14 protein-coding genes and 1 pseudogene are annotated in these 15,532 nt (G+C 62.7%); 3 read left to right on the top strand and 12 right to left on the bottom strand.

Annotated elements, in window-relative coordinates; translation table 11 throughout:
* Positions 1 to 4: 4 nt before the first annotated feature.
* The 7 genes from H143_RS23135 to recA all read right to left on the bottom strand — a co-directional run bounded on the left by H143_RS23135 (position 5) and on the right by recA (position 5,668).
* Complete coding sequence (locus H143_RS23135) at positions 5 to 139, bottom strand: hypothetical protein (RefSeq protein ID WP_019938653.1); 135 nt, start codon at positions 137 to 139, stop codon at positions 5 to 7.
* On the bottom strand, positions 136 to 846 hold the full coding sequence (locus H143_RS0112840; RefSeq protein ID WP_019938652.1) for a TerC family protein: 711 nt from the start codon (positions 844 to 846) through the stop codon (positions 136 to 138). Before H143_RS0112840 ends, H143_RS23135 begins: the two co-directional genes overlap by 4 nt.
* A 152-nt stretch (positions 847 to 998) precedes the next feature.
* Complete coding sequence (gene sucD, locus H143_RS0112835) at positions 999 to 1,895, bottom strand: succinate--CoA ligase subunit alpha (RefSeq protein WP_019938651.1); 897 nt, start codon at positions 1,893 to 1,895, stop codon at positions 999 to 1,001.
* A gap of 26 nt (positions 1,896 to 1,921) precedes the next feature.
* A complete protein-coding gene (gene sucC / locus H143_RS0112830; protein ID WP_019938650.1) occupies positions 1,922 to 3,082 on the bottom strand; it encodes an ADP-forming succinate--CoA ligase subunit beta in 1,161 nt (386 codons plus the stop codon).
* 53 nt (positions 3,083 to 3,135) lie between these two features.
* On the bottom strand, positions 3,136 to 3,741 hold the full coding sequence (locus H143_RS0112825) for a DUF2889 domain-containing protein (protein ID WP_019938649.1): 606 nt from the start codon (positions 3,739 to 3,741) through the stop codon (positions 3,136 to 3,138).
* 276 nt (positions 3,742 to 4,017) lie between these two features.
* The gene (gene recX, locus H143_RS20635) at positions 4,018 to 4,596 is read right to left on the bottom strand and encodes a recombination regulator RecX (RefSeq protein ID WP_081627134.1); all 579 of its coding nucleotides are present in this window, start codon (positions 4,594 to 4,596) and stop codon (positions 4,018 to 4,020) included.
* Positions 4,580 to 5,668, bottom strand: a complete 1,089-nt coding sequence (recA, locus tag H143_RS0112815; protein ID WP_019938647.1) for a recombinase RecA — start codon at positions 5,666 to 5,668, stop codon at positions 4,580 to 4,582. The genes recX and recA overlap by 17 nt, the downstream gene beginning before the upstream one ends.
* 153 nt (positions 5,669 to 5,821) lie before the next feature.
* On the opposite strand from recA, the gene H143_RS0112810 reads away from it, so the two are divergent.
* Positions 5,822 to 6,499 (top strand): response regulator transcription factor, encoded by a 678-nt coding sequence (locus H143_RS0112810; protein ID WP_019938646.1) that lies wholly within the window; start codon positions 5,822 to 5,824, stop codon positions 6,497 to 6,499.
* A gap of 135 nt (positions 6,500 to 6,634) precedes the next feature.
* Complete coding sequence (locus H143_RS0112805) at positions 6,635 to 7,990, top strand: sensor histidine kinase (RefSeq protein ID WP_019938645.1); 1,356 nt, start codon at positions 6,635 to 6,637, stop codon at positions 7,988 to 7,990.
* Here H143_RS0112805 and H143_RS0112800 read toward each other — a convergent pair.
* Complete coding sequence (locus tag H143_RS0112800) at positions 7,987 to 9,807, bottom strand: TRAP transporter large permease subunit (RefSeq protein WP_019938644.1); 1,821 nt, start codon at positions 9,805 to 9,807, stop codon at positions 7,987 to 7,989. The two genes, H143_RS0112805 and H143_RS0112800, sit on opposite strands and share 4 nt — an antisense overlap.
* A gap of 39 nt (positions 9,808 to 9,846) precedes the next feature.
* Entirely contained in the window at positions 9,847 to 10,854 is a 1,008-nt protein-coding gene (locus H143_RS0112795) for a TRAP transporter substrate-binding protein (RefSeq protein ID WP_019938643.1), read from the bottom strand.
* Positions 10,855 to 11,344: 490 nt separating this feature from the next.
* Here H143_RS0112795 and H143_RS0112790 point away from each other — a divergent pair, with 490 nt between their 5' ends.
* Entirely contained in the window at positions 11,345 to 12,970 is a 1,626-nt protein-coding gene (locus H143_RS0112790; protein ID WP_019938642.1) for an MFS transporter, read from the top strand.
* A 348-nt stretch (positions 12,971 to 13,318) separates the two neighbouring features.
* On the opposite strand, the gene H143_RS0112785 is transcribed toward H143_RS0112790, so the two are convergent.
* The 3 genes and pseudogenes from H143_RS0112785 to H143_RS0112780 form a co-directional block, all read right to left on the bottom strand.
* Positions 13,319 to 13,909, bottom strand: coding sequence for a YSC84-related protein (locus H143_RS0112785; protein WP_026350018.1), 591 nt, complete (start codon positions 13,907 to 13,909; stop codon positions 13,319 to 13,321).
* A 336-nt stretch (positions 13,910 to 14,245) separates the two neighbouring features.
* A pseudogene (locus H143_RS23270) lies at positions 14,246 to 14,391 on the bottom strand (IS3 family transposase); the annotation flags it as partial.
* A gap of 170 nt (positions 14,392 to 14,561) precedes the next feature.
* Entirely contained in the window at positions 14,562 to 15,497 is a 936-nt protein-coding gene (locus tag H143_RS0112780; RefSeq protein WP_033366538.1) for a LysR family transcriptional regulator, read from the bottom strand.
* Positions 15,498 to 15,532 lie beyond the last annotated feature (35 nt).

The raw sequence follows: 15,532 nt of genomic DNA, 5'->3' as shown, positions 1-15,532 counted from the left end.
CCGCTCAGGCGAAGTGCATGACGGCCAGGACGATCACGATACCCAGCGCGGCCAGCAGGCCCAGGCCTTGCAGCAGGCTCAGGCCCGAGTTGAACGATTCAGGCGTGGCGGTCGGCTGGGCGGTTTTACGTAGACTCATGAGGTAGCATCCTTGGAAACGACGGCGCGGCAGCGGGCCAGCCAGCGCCCCAGCAGGACGACGAGCATGGCGCCGCAGATTTCGACTCCGATTTTAACCGCCTCCGGCGCCTCGCCAATGCGCGAGATCAAGAAAGCGTCATCCACCATCATTCCGCCTGCGATCCAGCCCAGCAACGCCGCCCCCAGCAGGATCACGACCGGGAGGCGGTCGATGAGCCGCAACACCAGGGTGCTGCCCCACACGATGATGGGAATGCTGATCAGCAGACCGAAGACCACCAGGCCCAATTGGTGGGCGGGATGCGCGCTTTCTGCAGCCCCGGAAATGGCGACGACATTATCCAGGCTCATGACGAAGTCGGCCACGATGATGGTCTTGACCGCCGAGACGACCGAGGCGCCGGAGCGCACCTCATGGGCGCCGTCTTCGGGCAGCATCAGCTTGACGCCGATCCACAGCAGCAGCAGGCCGCCGACGAGCTTGAGCAAGGGCAGGTCCAGGAGCGTGAGCGCGAAGGCCACCAGCACGACTCGCAGCACGATCGCGCCCGCCGTACCCCACAGTATCCCCTGTAAGCGCTTGGCCGGCTCCAGATGGCGACAGGCCAGCGCGATCACCACGGCATTGTCGCCTCCTAGCAGGAGGTCGATGGCGATGATCTGTAAAACCGCGGCCCAGCTCATCGTCTGGAAAAATTCGAGCACGTTCAGCTTCCTATATGTTCGTCATTCTTCTGAATTTTACTTTCAATATCCGATATTGACAGCTTTTTGTCAGGATTTATTGCCGGACGAAGAAAAACCCCGCCGGGTAGCGCCCGCGGCGGGGCTTTCCGGGCCGTACGGCCCAAAAGCGATTATTTAAGCAGCGCCTTGAGCAGCTTGCCCATTTCCGACGGGTTGCGGGTCACCTTGAAACCGCACTCTTCCATGACAGCCAGCTTGGCTTCGGCCGTGTCGGCTCCGCCCGAGATCAGCGCGCCAGCGTGGCCCATGCGCTTGCCGGCAGGCGCGGTGACGCCCGCGATGAAGCCGACGACGGGTTTCTTCATATTGGCTTTGCACCAACGGGCAGCATCGGCCTCGTCGGGGCCGCCGATTTCACCGATCATGATGACGGCGTCGGTATCGGGATCGTCGTTGAAAGCCTTCATCACGTCGATGTGCTTGAGGCCGTTGATCGGGTCGCCGCCGATGCCAACGGCCGAGGACTGGCCGATGCCCAGTTCGCTGAGCTGCGCCACCGCTTCATAGGTCAGCGTGCCGGAGCGCGAGACCACGCCGACGCGACCCTTTTTGTGGATGTGGCCGGGCATGATGCCGATCTTGATTTCGTCGGGGGTGATCAGACCCGGGCAGTTGGGACCCAGCAGCAGCGTCTTCTTGCCGCCGGCGGCTTCCTTGGCCTTCATCTTGTTGCGCACTTCGAGCATGTCGCGCACCGGGATGCCCTCGGTGATGCAGATCGCCAGGTCCAGGTCGGCCTCGACGGCTTCCCAGATGGCGGCGGCGGCGCCCGCGGGCGGCACGTAGATCACCGACACGCTGGCGCCGGTCTGCTGCGCGGCCTCCTTGACGGAGCCGTAGATGGGGATATTGAAAATCGACTCGCCGGCCTTCTTGGGGTTCACGCCCGCCACGAAGCAGTTCTTGCCGTTGGCGTATTCCTGACACTTCTCGGTGTGGAACTGGCCGGTCTTGCCCGTGATGCCCTGGGTGATGACCTTGGTGTCTTTATTGATGTAAATCGACATGTTGGATTCCTTCTCGGCAGTGTGGCTTACTTGACGGCGGCGACGATCTTGGTCGCGGCTTCGGCCATGGTGTCGGCGCTGATGATCGGCAGGCCGGACTCGGCGAGCATCTTCTTGCCCAGTTCTTCGTTGGTGCCCTTCATGCGCACGACCAGCGGCACGCTCAGGTTCACAGCCTTGCAGGCGGTGATCACGCCGGTGGCAATGGTGTCGCACTTCATGATGCCGCCGAAGATGTTGACCAGGATGCCTTCGACCTTGGGGTTCTTGAGCATGATCTTGAAGGCCTCGGTCACTTTCTCGGGGGTGGCGCCGCCGCCCACGTCAAGGAAGTTGGCCGGTTCGCCGCCGAACAGCTTGATGGTGTCCATGGTGGCCATGGCCAGTCCGGCGCCGTTCACCAAGCAGCCGATATTGCCGTCCAGGCTGATGTAGGCGAGGTCGAACTTGGAGGCTTCGATTTCGGCGGGATCCTCTTCGTCCAGGTCGCGGTAAGCCACGATTTCGGGGTGACGGAACAGCGCATTGGGGTCGAAGTTGAACTTGGCGTCCAGAGCGATAATGTTGCCCTTGCTGTCGCAGTTCAGCGGGTTGATCTCGACCAGCGAGGCATCGGTTTCCATATAGCACTGGTACAGCTTCTGGAACACATCCACGGCCTGGTCGACCGAATGGCCGGTCAGGCCGATGGCCTTGGCGATCTTCTCGCCCTGGGCGCGGGTCAGGCCTGCCAGCGGATCGACGTATTCGGTGATGATCTTCTCGGGCGTGGAGTGAGCCACTTCCTCGATGTCCATGCCGCCTTCGCTCGAAGCGATGATGGCGATTTTCTGCGTGGCACGGTCTGTCACGACGGAAACGTACAGTTCTTTCTTTATGTCCGCGCCTTCTTCGATGTAGAGGCGGCGGACCTTCTGGCCTTCGGGACCGGTCTGGTGCGTCTTGAGCTGCATGCCCAGGATCTGACTGGCCAGCGTCTTGACATCATCGAGCGACTTGCCCAGCTTCACGCCGCCGCCCTTGCCGCGGCCACCCGCGTGGATCTGCGCCTTGACCACCCAGACCGGCCCGCCCAGCTTCTCGGCGGCAGCCACGGCCTCTTCAACGGAAAACGCGGGAATGCCGCGGGGCACGGGCACGCCAAATTTCTTCAGCAATTCCTTGCCTTGATATTCGTGGATTTTCATGTGTTACCTGTCGGAACGTGTGTGTAATGAGGGAAAGGCGCCAGGCCGCGGGATCAGGGCGAAGGGTCGGGCGATACGGCCGCGACGGATTCGTTCTGTTCACCGTCATGGCGCCCGGTGTACCACCGGGGGTAATACTTAAGAGCAATGGACCCGTCGGTGCTCAGCGCATGGCAGCCGTCAAGCTGAAAGGGGCGCTTGGGGACATCCTGCGCCGTCTGTTTGCGGCGCGCGCCGGCATTGGCCTGAACCGCCGCGGTGGGTAGCACCTGCGAAAGTTCGGTCATGTGGGTACAGCCCGCGGTGCGCGCAAAGCGCTCCTTGACCTGGCGCCGGAAATTCTTCAGCAGGTTCATGCCCACCAGATCGCGATAGGCTGGCGTGATGGCCATGCAGGAAGCCCCATAGGGCGCCGCGGCATAGCTGGCCTGGGCATCGACGATGGTGTAGTCCGCGTCGATGGTGACGCGCAGGGTCATGTCGTGGACGTGTTCACCGGCTTTGTTGATCATGCCATCAATGCGGTGAAAGTCGTAGCCCTTGAAATCGACGAGCTCGGCTTCCAGATCCATCAGCCCATCTTCTCGTTCATAGGCCTGCACGCGTATGGAACGCGTATGCAGGAGTTTGCGGGGGGTTTCCGGCTTGGACAGGGACATGGCGCGCGCTGTAATGACGCATAGCAGCAAAACCCTGGGAGTATAGCGCAGCGGTCGCTACTGGGTGTAACCGAAGGAGCCTACCTGGGATGACGGTGTTTGAACGCTCAAGCCTTGGCTGCCGTGTGCAATTCCGATGCGCTCCGCCGGGGGGCTGTGGTCGCAGGTCCCGTGGCTCGGATTGCTCCGGAACCCTCGATTTGGGCTGCCTCGGGCCTGCCGCCTCAGCTTGCGCTGCCAATGCACGGGAATTTTCTTACCGCGGGGCACAGCGGCTCACGCGTCCTCGCAGCCCCTCCCCAGGACACGGTGTATGGCTTCCTGGGAGAAGCCTCGACTGGCCAGGAACCGGGCCTGGCGGGCGTAGTCGATGCGGTCTATGGGTTTGGCGGTGTAGCGCTTGGCCCAGACGGCCTGGGCCCGTTCGTGCTCGGTGGCCTTGAGCTGGACGCTGGCTTGGGCAAGCACGGCATCGTCCAAGCCGTGCTGCCGCAGTTCCTGGACGATGCGGGCCGTACCGCGCAGCGGCGCGCGGCGATGCACCAGGCTTCGCGCGAAACGTTCGTTGCTTTGCCAGCCTTCGCGTTGGAGCGCGTCGAGGACGGACTCGATTTCGGCCGGGTCTTCGGCGTAGGGACGCAGTTTGCGGGCCAGCTCTTGCCGGGCGTATTCGCGCCGTGAGAGATAGCCGACGGCGCGCGCCTTCAAAGATAGGCCTCGCCGAGGGGCAGCCTGGGTAGGCTGATCGGCTGGCGCCTGCGCGGGAGAAGCCAGTGTTTCAAAGCCGCCGTCGTCGCAAGCCGTGTCCCCAGCGACGGTGCGGGCCGTGGGATTGGGTTTATTCCTCGGCGGCATCGGCATCGGCGACTTCCTCGGCCGAGGCCGTGAAGGCGGCCGCACGGCCTACCACGCCCTGGTTCTCGCGAACTTTGTTCTCAATCTCGATGGCGATGGCGGGGTTTTCCTTCAGGTATTCGCGGACATTGTCCTTGCCCTGGCCAATGCGGTTGCCGTTGTAGCTGTACCAGGAACCGGATTTCTCGACGATATTGGCCTGCACGCCCAGGTCGATGATTTCGCCTTCGCGCGAGATGCCCGCACCGTACATGATGTCGAACTCGACCTGCTTGAAGGGCGGCGAGACTTTGTTCTTGACGACCTTGACGCGGGTTTCGTTGCCGACGACTTCCTCGCCCTTCTTGATCGAGCCGATGCGGCGGATGTCCAGGCGCACCGAAGAATAAAACTTGAGCGCATTGCCGCCCGTGGTGGTTTCGGGGTTGCCGAACATCACGCCGATCTTCATGCGGATCTGGTTGATGAAGATGACCATGCAGTTGGTCTTCTTGATGGTGGCCGTAAGCTTGCGCAAGGCCTGGCTCATAAGGCGGGCCTGCAGACCCGGCAGGGAATCGCCCATTTCGCCTTCGATTTCGGCCTTGGGCACCAGGGCGGCCACTGAGTCGATCACGATGAGGTCGACCGAGCCGGAACGCACTAGCGCATCGGTGATTTCCAGGGCCTGTTCGCCGGTATCGGGCTGGGAAATGAGCAGATCGGCGAGATTGACGCCCAGCTTGGAGGCGTACTGCACATCCAGTGCGTGCTCGGCGTCGATGAAGGCGCAGGTACCGCCGATCTTCTGCATTTCGGCAATGACCTGCAGGGTGAGCGTCGTCTTGCCTGAAGACTCGGGACCGTAGACTTCGACGACGCGGCCGCGCGGCAGGCCGCCCACGCCCAGGGCGATGTCCAGGCCCAGGGATCCGGTGGACACCACCTGGATGTCATGCTCGACCTCGTTGTCGCCGTAGCGCATGATCGACCCCTTGCCGAATTGCTTTTCGATTTGGGAGATGGCCGCGGCCAGCGCCTTGGCCTTATCCGAGTTGGCCGAGGCGGCCGATTTTGCGGTCTTGTCGTTCATGGGATGTCCTGGAGTTCCGTCTGGGAGGGATCGATTGCGGGTGGATCGGGCGGCCAATTATGCACCGAATAATACTGTATATAAAAACAGTGTGCCAGTTTTTCGCCGCTCCGTGCAAGAATTCGAGTCAGGAAAACGTCAACCTTATTTCCCATGCGCATCCTGATCGCCGAAGACGACAGCATCCTGGCCGACGGGCTGTCTCGTTCCCTGCGGCGCAGCGGCTATGCGGTGGACGTGGTCGGCGACGGTTCGGCAGCCGATCTCGCACTGTCTTCCCAGACTTTCGATCTGCTGATTCTAGACCTGGGACTGCCCCGGCTCGCAGGCCTGGAAGTGCTGCGCCGGTTGCGGTCGCGCCGGTCGCTGCTGCCCGTGCTCATCCTGACCGCCGCCGACAGTATCGAGCGGCGCGTCCAGGGTCTGGACCTGGGTGCGGACGATTACATGGCCAAGCCCTTCGTCCTGACCGAACTGCAGGCGCGGGTACGCGCCCTGACGCGGCGCGGCGCGGGCGGCGGCAGCACGCTGGTGCGCCATGGCAAGCTGGTGTTCGACCAGACCGGGCGCGTGGCCAGCGTCGAAGGCCAGGCACTGGACCTTTCCGCCCGCGAGGTCAGCCTGCTGGAAATCCTGTTGGCACGCACGGGCCGCATGGTCAGCAAGACCCAGCTCGTCGACCATCTGTGCGAATGGGGCGAGGAAGTCACCCCCAACGCTATCGAGGTCTATGTGCATCGCCTGCGCAGGAAACTCGATCCCAGCGGCGTGAAGATCCTCACCGTGCGCGGCCTGGGCTATTGCATCGTGCGTGAACAAAGTGTTGCATAGGCCGCGCCCTGACGATGCGCGCGGGCCGGCCGCGCCCCCCCCAATCCGGAAGCCCTGGCTGCGCTGCACGCGGGTGCCAGGGGCCCCAGCCTGGCGCCGCCTCAACGCTCGCTGCTGGGCGAGATCCTGGACTGGATGCTGGCACCGCTGTTCCTGCTGTGGCCGATGAGCGTAGCCATCACCTACGTGGTCGCGCAGCATATCGCCAACGTGCCTTACGACCGAGGGCTGGTCCATGACCTGCGTCTACTGGCCGGCCAGGTGCGCCTGGAAGAGGGCCGCGCCACCCTGCACCTGAGCGATAGCGCACGCGGGGCGCTGCGCACCGACGAGACCGGCAACATTTCCTGGCTTGCGCTGGACGGAAACGGCCAATATTTGGGCGGCGACCGTTCTCTGCCCTTACCCGACGAACTGGGCGTCCCCCAGCCGGGCACGGTGCTCTATGCCGACGGCACCGTAGGCGGCTTCAGTCTGCGCCTGGCCTATACCTGGATGGAGCCAGGACCGGCCGGATCACCCCCCGTGCTGCTGGCCGTGGCCCAGACCATGGAAAAACGCACACAACTGGCCAACGACATCATCAAGGGCGTAATCATTCCGCAGTTCGCGGTGCTGCCTGTCGCGGTGCTGCTGGTGTGGTTCGGTCTGAGCCGAGGCGTGGCGCCGCTCAACGCCCTGCAGCAGCGCCTGCGGGCCCGCCGGCCCAGCGATCTCTCGCCCATCGATGCGCGCGCCGCCCCCACCGAGATCGCCCCCCTGGTGGGCGCCATGAACGAACTGCTCGACCGGCTCTCGGCCAACTCGGCGGCGCAGCGCCGCTTCGTGGCCGATGCGGCGCATCAACTCAAAACGCCGCTGGCTGGCCTGCGTACCCAGGCCGAACTGGCCCTGCTCGACGCCAGCCCCGACGAAATGCAGTCCAGCCTGCGCCAACTCCTGGCAGGGTCCGAGCGCGCCACCCGGCTGGTCAACCAGTTACTTCTGCTGGCCCGCGCCGAACACCAGGACCCGGACGGGCTGGTTGCCTGCGATCTGAACATGCTTGCCTCGCAGCAGACTGCGCTCTGGGTGACGCATGCCCTGTCCCGGCATATCGACCTGGGCTTCGAGCCAGCACCGCAGGCGGCGCCGATACACGGCAGCCCCCTACAGCTGGCAGAACTGCTCAACAACCTTATCGACAACGCCCTGCGCTACACCCCGAACGGTGGTCGCGTAACGGTACGCATCGCGTGCGACGGCTCGCAGGCTCGACTGGAGGTCGAAGATTCCGGCCCGGGCATCCCCGTTTGCGAACGCGAGCGTGTTTTCGACCGCTTTTACCGCGTGCTGGGCACCCGGACCGATGGCAGTGGCCTAGGCCTGGCGATCGTGCGCGAAATCGCGCAGAAGCACCACGCGGATGTCGACATCGCCGATCCTGCTGTCACCACCCCGGATCGCACCGGCACGCTGATCCGGGTGGTGTTTCCTGCCGCCCTCTCTTAAAGAAAGCCGGTCGAGAGCCAGGGTACGCTGGCGACGATAATCAGCGCCACGACCAGGACAGCCAGGTAGGGCCAGATGCGGCCCAGCGCCTCGTCACTCGATACCTTGCCGATCAGGCAGGTCTGGTAGAAGCCCACGCCGAAGGGCGGCGAGAACAAGCCGATGCCCATAGCCAAGATGGCGACGATGCCGTACTGCACCTGGTGAATGCCCATCTGCTGGGCCACCGGGAACAGGAGCGGCCCGAACAGCACCATTGCCGGCAGCCCTTCCAGCACGCTGCCTAGAACGAGGAACAACACCACCGAGACGGCCATGAAGCCGGCGCGCCCGCCCGGCAGACTGGTCATCAACGCGGTCAGCGACTGCGCGAAGCCGGCCTGGGTAAGCGACCATGCCATGGCGCTGGCCGAGCCGATAATGAGCAGGATGGCTCCCGATAATGCTGCCGTCTCGACCAGAATCGGCAGCAGGCGGCGCCAGTCGAAGCAGCGGTAGATAAAGAGGCCGACCAGAACCGAATAGACCACGCCGACCGTCGCCACTTCCGTTGCCGTGGTGATGCCGGCCAGCACGACATAGCGGATCAAGAAAGGCAGGATGAGCGCTGGCAGCGCCACCACGAACAGGCGGCCGATTTCGCGCGCATTGGCCTGCTCGCCCTGCGGCTTGTCCTTGCGGGTGCGAAAGAACACCAGCAACGCCAGCCCGACCGCAGCCAGGCCGGCCGGCAACAGGCCGCCGGTAAAGAGCGCGGAGATCGACACGCCGGTGACGGCGCCGACGATGATGAGCACCAGGCTGGGCGGAATCGTCTCCGACATGGCGGCCGACGAAGCCAGCAGCGCCGCCAGTTCACCGGGGGCCACGCCGCGCCGGCGCATCTCGGGCAGCAGAACAGGCCCGACGGCCGCCTGGTCGGCGGCCTTCGAACCCGAGATGCCCGAGATCAGGTACATGGCCGCGATCAGCACGTAATGCAGCCCGCCGCGCCTATGACCGACCAGGGCGGCAAGGAAATTGATCATGGCCCGGGCAATGCCGGTCATCTCCAGCAACAGGCCCAGCACGACGAACATCGGCACAGCCAGCAATTCGAGGGAAGACATGCCCTGGTCCATCTGGCTGATGATGACCGAGAGCGGAATGGTGCTGGTGAAATGGATGTAGGCAAAGGTCGAGATGGCGAAACTGAAGGCGATCGGCACGCCCAGGAAGATGCAGGTGCCGGCCATCCCGAGGAAATAGAGCAGCAGTTCGGCATTGCCCAGGTCGAACGCACTCTCGATGCGATCGAGCGCGAACCAGATGATGGCGCAGAAAATCAGTACGGACGCGATCTCGGTCCAATGCGCCTGGCCCAGCAATTGCCGCAAGGCCACGTAAAGCAACAGCGCCAGGGCCAGGAGCTGCCCGTAGGTTTCCCACGAGCCCGGCATCTGCAGTACGGGCGTCAGGATCGCCGCCTGCTGCTGGGCATAGCCCAGTCCCGGTATGAGCAGACCCAGCGCCACGACCACGACGAGCGTGGCCGCCAGGCATTTGGCCAGGCGCTGGGCGCGGGAACCAAGACGGCCCAGCACCACGGTCATGCGCATGTGCTCGGTGCGGCGCAGCGCGACCACCGCGCCCAGACTTACAAGCCAGAGAAACAGAATCTCCGCGACCTCGTCTGTCCAGACCAGGGGATGATCGAAGACATAGCGCCCGACCACCCCCGCGAACAGAAGAACGACCTCGACAGCGACAAGGCAACCCGCCAGACCCTGGCTGACCCAGTCAACGGCCCGGTCCAGGCCGCGGAAAAGACTATTCACTCACTATCCCCTTGGATTCTGTTCTCTGGCTGACGCACATCAGGCGAGCGGGCCGGTGGTGCTTTCAAGAGCCGCCCAGAGCGGAGCGCCGAACTTGCCCTTCCACGTCTTGTAGAAGCCGGACTGCGCCAGCGCCTTCTGGAACGCCGCGGGGTCGGGCTTGGCGAACTCCAGGCCTTGCTTTTTCAGAGTCGCCTCAAGCGAGGATTCCAGCTTCTGGTTGTCCTTGCGCTGCTGCAGCGCCTGCGCATCGAGCACCTCGGAGACCACCTTCTTGTGGGCATCGGGCAGGCTCGCCCAGAACGGGCCGTTCATCAGCAGCCAGTAGCCGACCCACATGTGATTGGTCAGCGAGCAGTACTTCTGCACCTGGTAGAACTTCTGCGTCTCGATGTTGCCGAAGGGGTTTTCCTGGCCGTCGACCACGTGGGTCTGCAGCGCGGTATAGAGTTCGGCGATGTTGATCGTGGTCGCAGCCGCGCCCAGCGACTGGAAGAGCGAGAGCGAGATCGGGCTGGGCGGGACGCGGATCTTGAAGCCGTGCAGGTCTTCGGGGGTGTTGATCTGCTTGGTGCTGGACGTGATCTGGCGAAAGCCCTCGTCCCAGATGCGGGGCATCGCATGCAGCCCGGCCTTGTCGATATCGGCGCGAACCATCTCGCCCACCTTGCCGTCGACCGCACTCCACGCCATTTCCGGCGACTTGAAGGCGAAACCGACGTTATTGATCGCGGCATTGGGCACCAGCGACGCGAGAATGTTGTCGCCGATAGCCATCATCTGCATGGCCCCCGAGCGCACGTTCGACAGCATGTGCGTGTCGTCGCCGAGCTGACTGCTCGGGAACACCTGCAGCGTGACCTCGCCCTTGGTCGCGTCCTTGATCTTGGCCGCGGCGGCGTTCAGGTTCACGGTCGTCGGGTGATCGCTCGCCAGGTCCAGGCCGAGCTTGATCACCGTTTTGCGCATGGCGAAAGCCGGTTGAAACGCGGCGCTGGCGGCCAGCGCCGTGGCACCTGTCAGGATTTGTCTGCGCGTAATTGTCATGGTCATTCCTCCTACTCGTCTTGAGTGGCTAAAAGCTATCGTAAATCCGGTGCATAGGCACCCTGGATGTGATGCCAGGATGGCATCTTCGCCCCGACCAAGCGCCACCGCCGGCCGAATCGTCCCAGCGACCTCCATGCCCCAGCATGGCTAGCTCGTACCCGGCGCGATTGCTTGTTCTTCATTTTTTAAACGAGGACGACAAATCCGGACGATGGACGATTGTGATGCCCGCCTGAATCCGGATCAATCCCGCAATGCAAGGGTTTTCCCTGATTAATAAGGTCATACTGGGCCGACATATTCGCACGCAAATTTGACGTTCAGTTGAAAAACGTCAGTTCCTAGTCAGTCTTGCCTCCTAACTTACGGTCCAGCCGCCGGGCGCCGCCCGAGCAGGCGAGATCGAGCACGGCGCACGAGCGCCGGCCACACAGAGGAGACATCATGCGCACCCCCCCCCCTGAAGTCGGACACACAACCGCGTCCCATGACGCGCGAGGAACGCCGCGTCATCTTCGCCTCGTCACTGGGCACCGTGTTCGAGTGGTACGACTTCTATCTGTACGGCTCGCTGGCGGCCATCATCGCCGGGCACTTCTTCTCCGGCGTCAACCCCACGGCAGGATTCATCTTCGCGCTGCTGGCCTTCGCCGCCGGCTTTGCCGTGCGGCCCTTCGGCGCCCTGGTCTTCGGCCGGCTGGGCGACCTGGTCGGCCGCAAGCACACCTTTCTCATCACCATCCTGATCATGGGCGCGTCCACCTTCATCGTCGGCCTGCTGCCCAGCTACAGCAGCATCGGCATGGCGGCCCCGGTCCTGCTGATTGCCCTGCGCCTGCTGCAAGGCCTGGCGCTGGGCGGCGAGTACGGCGGCGCGGCCACCTACGTGGCCGAGCACGCGCCGCATGAGCGCCGCGGCTACTTCACCAGCTGGATCCAGACTACCGCCACGCTGGGCCTGTTCCTGTCGCTGCTGGTCATCCTGGGCGTACGCATGTCCATCGGCGAAAAGGATTTCGCCGCTTGGGGCTGGCGCATTCCCTTCCTGCTCTCCCTCATCCTGCTGGCCATCTCCGTCTGGATCAGGCTGCAGCTCAACGAGTCGCCCACGTTCCTGCGCATGAAGGAAGAAGGCAGAGGATCCAAGGCGCCGCTGACCGAATCCTTCGGTGAATGGAAGAACTGCAAGGTGGTGATCCTGGCCCTGCTGGGCCTGACCGCCGGCCAGGCCGTCGTCTGGTACACGGGCCAGTTCTACGCGCTCTTTTTCCTGACGCAGACGCTCAAGGTCGATGCCGGCGCAGCCAACATCATGATCGCCGTGGCTCTGCTCATCGGCACGCCCTTCTTCGTCGTCTTCGGCGCCCTGTCCGACCGCATAGGCCGCAAGCCCGTCATCATGGCCGGCTGCCTGATCGCGGCGCTGGCGTACTTCCCCATCTTCAAGGGCATCACGCACTACGCCAATCCGGCGCTGGAGCAGGCCCAGGCCTCCGCCCCGGTCACCGTGATCGCCGATCCGGCCACCTGCTCGTTCCAGTTCAACCCCGTGGGCACCTCGTCCTTCAAGAGTTCATGCGACATCGTCAAGTCGTTCATGGCACGCAACTCGGTCAACTACCGCAATCAGGCCGCGCCTGCCGGCACAGTGGCCCGTGTCAAGATCGGCGACGCCCAGTTCCCGTCATTTGAAGGCTCGAGCCTTAACGCCACCGAATTCAAGGCCAAGTCGGCCGAGCTGGACAAGGCGCTGACCGCGGCCATCCGCGGCCACGGCTATCCGGCCAAGGCCGATCCCGCGCAAAGCAACAACGTGATGGTGGTCGCGCTGCTGACCCTCCTGGTGGTGTTCGTGACCATGGTCTACGGTCCCATCGCCGCCATGCTGGTCGAGATGTTCCCCACCCGCATCCGCTATACCTCGATGAGTTTGCCGTATCACATCGGCAACGGTTGGTTCGGCGGATTCCTGCCGCCCGCAGCCTTCGCCATCGTGGCCGCCACGGGCAATATTTACGACGGCCTCTGGTACCCCATCATCATCGCCGCGGTGACGCTGGTGATCGGCACGCTCTTCATCCGGGAAACCAAGGACGTCGACATCAACGCCTAAGAGCTCTCCCAGCCGGCCCGCCCACTGGACCGGGTCGCCACCTCAATCGCCCCCAAGGGGGCTTTTTGCCGATTGCCGACGCCATCGCTGAAACAGCCCGAAATTTCTCGGGCGATCTCAGGTCGAATAGTTCAGACCTCTGTCAGTGCCCAAAATCTAGACTGCGTCCATCAGTTCTTGGCCTTGGCACACTTTTCCTGCATACAGATCCCCTGCCGGAAAAAACCAGGATCGGGAACTGACACCGATGCCGTGTCCCCCGCGAGCCTTTTTGACGCGGCATTGTGTGCCTTATGAGGGCCAGCACCATGTGCTGGCCTCTTTTTTTGATCCTGGCTTGAATGCGTGTCAGAGATGCAGCCTGGTCACCTTCGTACCGTTGACCGACACATCGCCCATCAAGCCCGCATTGGTCAGCACGAACACCTCGACCGGTGATGTGGCCGTCGTCGTGTCGACCGCGCCATTCGCCCCGATCTTCAGGACAGCGACCGATGCGTCGGCGCCGGCCGCCCAGCCGTCGGAATTGCGGAATTTATTCAGCGCATCCTGCGTCATAAACAGGAATATGACCGCCTTCGATTGCGCGCCGGCCTGCAGGCCGAACGACAGCGACGACGTGTTGTAGTAGCCCACTGTCGCTCCACCCACGCGCAGCGCGCCATTGCCGGTCTGCCCTCCCACGAAGAAGCCTGCCTGGATCACATTCGGAAACACGAGTACGCCCCGCGACTTGGCAACCAGCTCGCGCGAGCCAGGCACATTCGAATAAAGGCGCGACAGCGTCGCGTTGACCGAGGCGTCGATCGAGGCGCGCGTCGATGCATTCGTCGAGGCGCTGTCGGGGGTGTTCTGCGTCGTCGTGCAACCGGTCAGCGTCAGGCTGCCGGCCACGATGGCGATGGCTGCGGCTTTGAATACGGGATTGCGTTTTTGCATTGTTTGCTCCTTATCCTTATTCAATTCGGAGTGCATCTCGGCCGGTGCGCGCTGCGCATGCCGAAATGCCAAGCCCAGTTTTTCAAAGACTCCTCCGGGAAACTGTACACATATGTAGCAACACATGACCTCGCGCAAAAGCGCGCGTCTTATAGAATCGCTGCTTATGTCGAGGTAACCGACTGCGGGCGTAAAAATCGTGGGATTTCAAAAAACTGCGGGAAACCAAAGGATTCCGACGATTTAGCTTCTACACAGGGTTCTACACAACAGCAACCGACCTATACGGGCTTTCAAATGGCTGGGGGAGCTATTGATACCCGTTCTGCCTACTGGCAGTCTTTTGCGCGGCTTGCGCGCAGGTTCAGCTCCAGCTCTTTGTAGATGCGGTACACACGCTTGTGGTTTCAGCCAAAACCGCGCACGTCGCGCAGGTACAGAAAGCACAGCATGAAGCCCCACGTGCGATGGTTATCTGTCAGGCTGAAAGTGAAATTGTAGGGCGAGGGAAAAAATTTCGTTCTACAAGCTGTCACCTTGTGCCGAGAGCTGCCAATACCGCATCCGCCCTGCATGAGTAGGGCCTCAGTGGCCTGGCCGGCCGCCTAGCCTATCCGATCGCCGAAGCCTACTATCGCGAAGAACTGCAAACTCACCGCATCTCGCGACGCAGTTCTTCCACTAATAGTCGCATCGGTGGAGTGAGCGGATAGCCCTTACGCATGACCAGTTCGTAGGGTTCAGTACGGGCTTTGATCTCAATGGGCAAAATGACCAGCATCCCACGTCGGGCAAAGAATTCAGCCGTCTCGCGCGATACCAGGCCGACAAGACAAGGATCCTCGTCGAGCATCAAGACGGTAACGAAGGTCGAAGCCGTCTCGATGGGGTAGAGCGGCATGTCCAGCCCCTCTTCCATCAGTTCACGTTCGAGCAATCGGCGCAGCGGCATAGAGCTCGGAAAGACGATCCAACGATACGCGGCGAGTTCTGCCAATTGAGTCACCGGACGTTTGGTCAACGGTGAATTGGGGCCAGCGACCACCGTGACATATTCCTCCCCCAACGGCGTACTGTCGAAAATGTCTCGGTGGGCCGAGACTGAGGTACGACAGATAGCCAGATCCAGCGCCCCCTGGCCCAGATCGGCCAGAAGAGCCTCGCTAGTGCCTTCCTTAACGCAAACCATAAGCCGATGATGGGCCTGACGTACGCGCGTCACGGCCCGCACCACGATGCCTGGCATCGCGCCGGCCACGGCGCCTAAGGACACAACACTGCCCTGACCAGCCTCGACCGCTCGGATCTCGGCCGACATCTGGTTCAGTTCCGCGTACAGAATGTGGGCGTAGCGCACAACACGCTGGCCGATGGCGGTAGCTTGCACTCCGCGTGTCGAACGCTCGAACAGCGTAGCCCCCAACGCCGACTCAATCTCGTGCAGCGTCTTGGTAACGCCAGGCTGGGTCATGGACAAATCATCGGCCGCCCGATGCATGGAGCCCGCCTCGTGCAGGGCAATCAACACCCGCATGTGCCTGAAACGCAAGCGGGAAACAATAGATTCGATATTGCCAAGCTGTGTCATACGGATGATAACCAATCGTTATCGACAGATGGCCT

The sequence above is a fragment of the Bordetella sp. FB-8 genome (genome assembly GCF_000382185.1).
GTDB lineage: Bacteria > Pseudomonadota > Gammaproteobacteria > Burkholderiales > Burkholderiaceae_B > Bordetella.
This window is presented reverse-complemented; position numbering and strand designations above follow the sequence as displayed.

What these genes read in the sequence shown, in the direction of transcription:
- H143_RS0112805 (WP_019938645.1), top strand. Translation starts at nt 6,635, where the DNA reads ATGCTGGCACCGCTGTTCCTGCTGTGGCCGATGAGCGTAGCCATCACC.
- H143_RS0112790 (WP_019938642.1), top strand. Translation starts at nt 11,345, where the DNA reads ATGACGCGCGAGGAACGCCGCGTCATCTTCGCCTCGTCACTGGGCACC.
- sucC (WP_019938650.1), bottom strand. Translation starts at nt 3,082, where the DNA reads ATGAAAATCCACGAATATCAAGGCAAGGAATTGCTGAAGAAATTTGGC.
- recX (WP_081627134.1), bottom strand. Translation starts at nt 4,596, where the DNA reads ATGCCGCCGAGGAATAAACCCAATCCCACGGCCCGCACCGTCGCTGGG.
- recA (WP_019938647.1), bottom strand. Translation starts at nt 5,668, where the DNA reads ATGAACGACAAGACCGCAAAATCGGCCGCCTCGGCCAACTCGGATAAG.
- H143_RS0112825 (WP_019938649.1), bottom strand. Translation starts at nt 3,741, where the DNA reads ATGTCCCTGTCCAAGCCGGAAACCCCCCGCAAACTCCTGCATACGCGT.
- H143_RS0112780 (WP_033366538.1), bottom strand. Translation starts at nt 15,497, where the DNA reads ATGACACAGCTTGGCAATATCGAATCTATTGTTTCCCGCTTGCGTTTC.
- sucD (WP_019938651.1), bottom strand. Translation starts at nt 1,895, where the DNA reads ATGTCGATTTACATCAATAAAGACACCAAGGTCATCACCCAGGGCATC.
- H143_RS23135 (WP_019938653.1), bottom strand. Translation starts at nt 139, where the DNA reads ATGAGTCTACGTAAAACCGCCCAGCCGACCGCCACGCCTGAATCGTTC.
- H143_RS0112810 (WP_019938646.1), top strand. Translation starts at nt 5,822, where the DNA reads ATGCGCATCCTGATCGCCGAAGACGACAGCATCCTGGCCGACGGGCTG.
- H143_RS0112795 (WP_019938643.1), bottom strand. Translation starts at nt 10,854, where the DNA reads ATGACAATTACGCGCAGACAAATCCTGACAGGTGCCACGGCGCTGGCC.
- H143_RS0112785 (WP_026350018.1), bottom strand. Translation starts at nt 13,909, where the DNA reads ATGCAAAAACGCAATCCCGTATTCAAAGCCGCAGCCATCGCCATCGTG.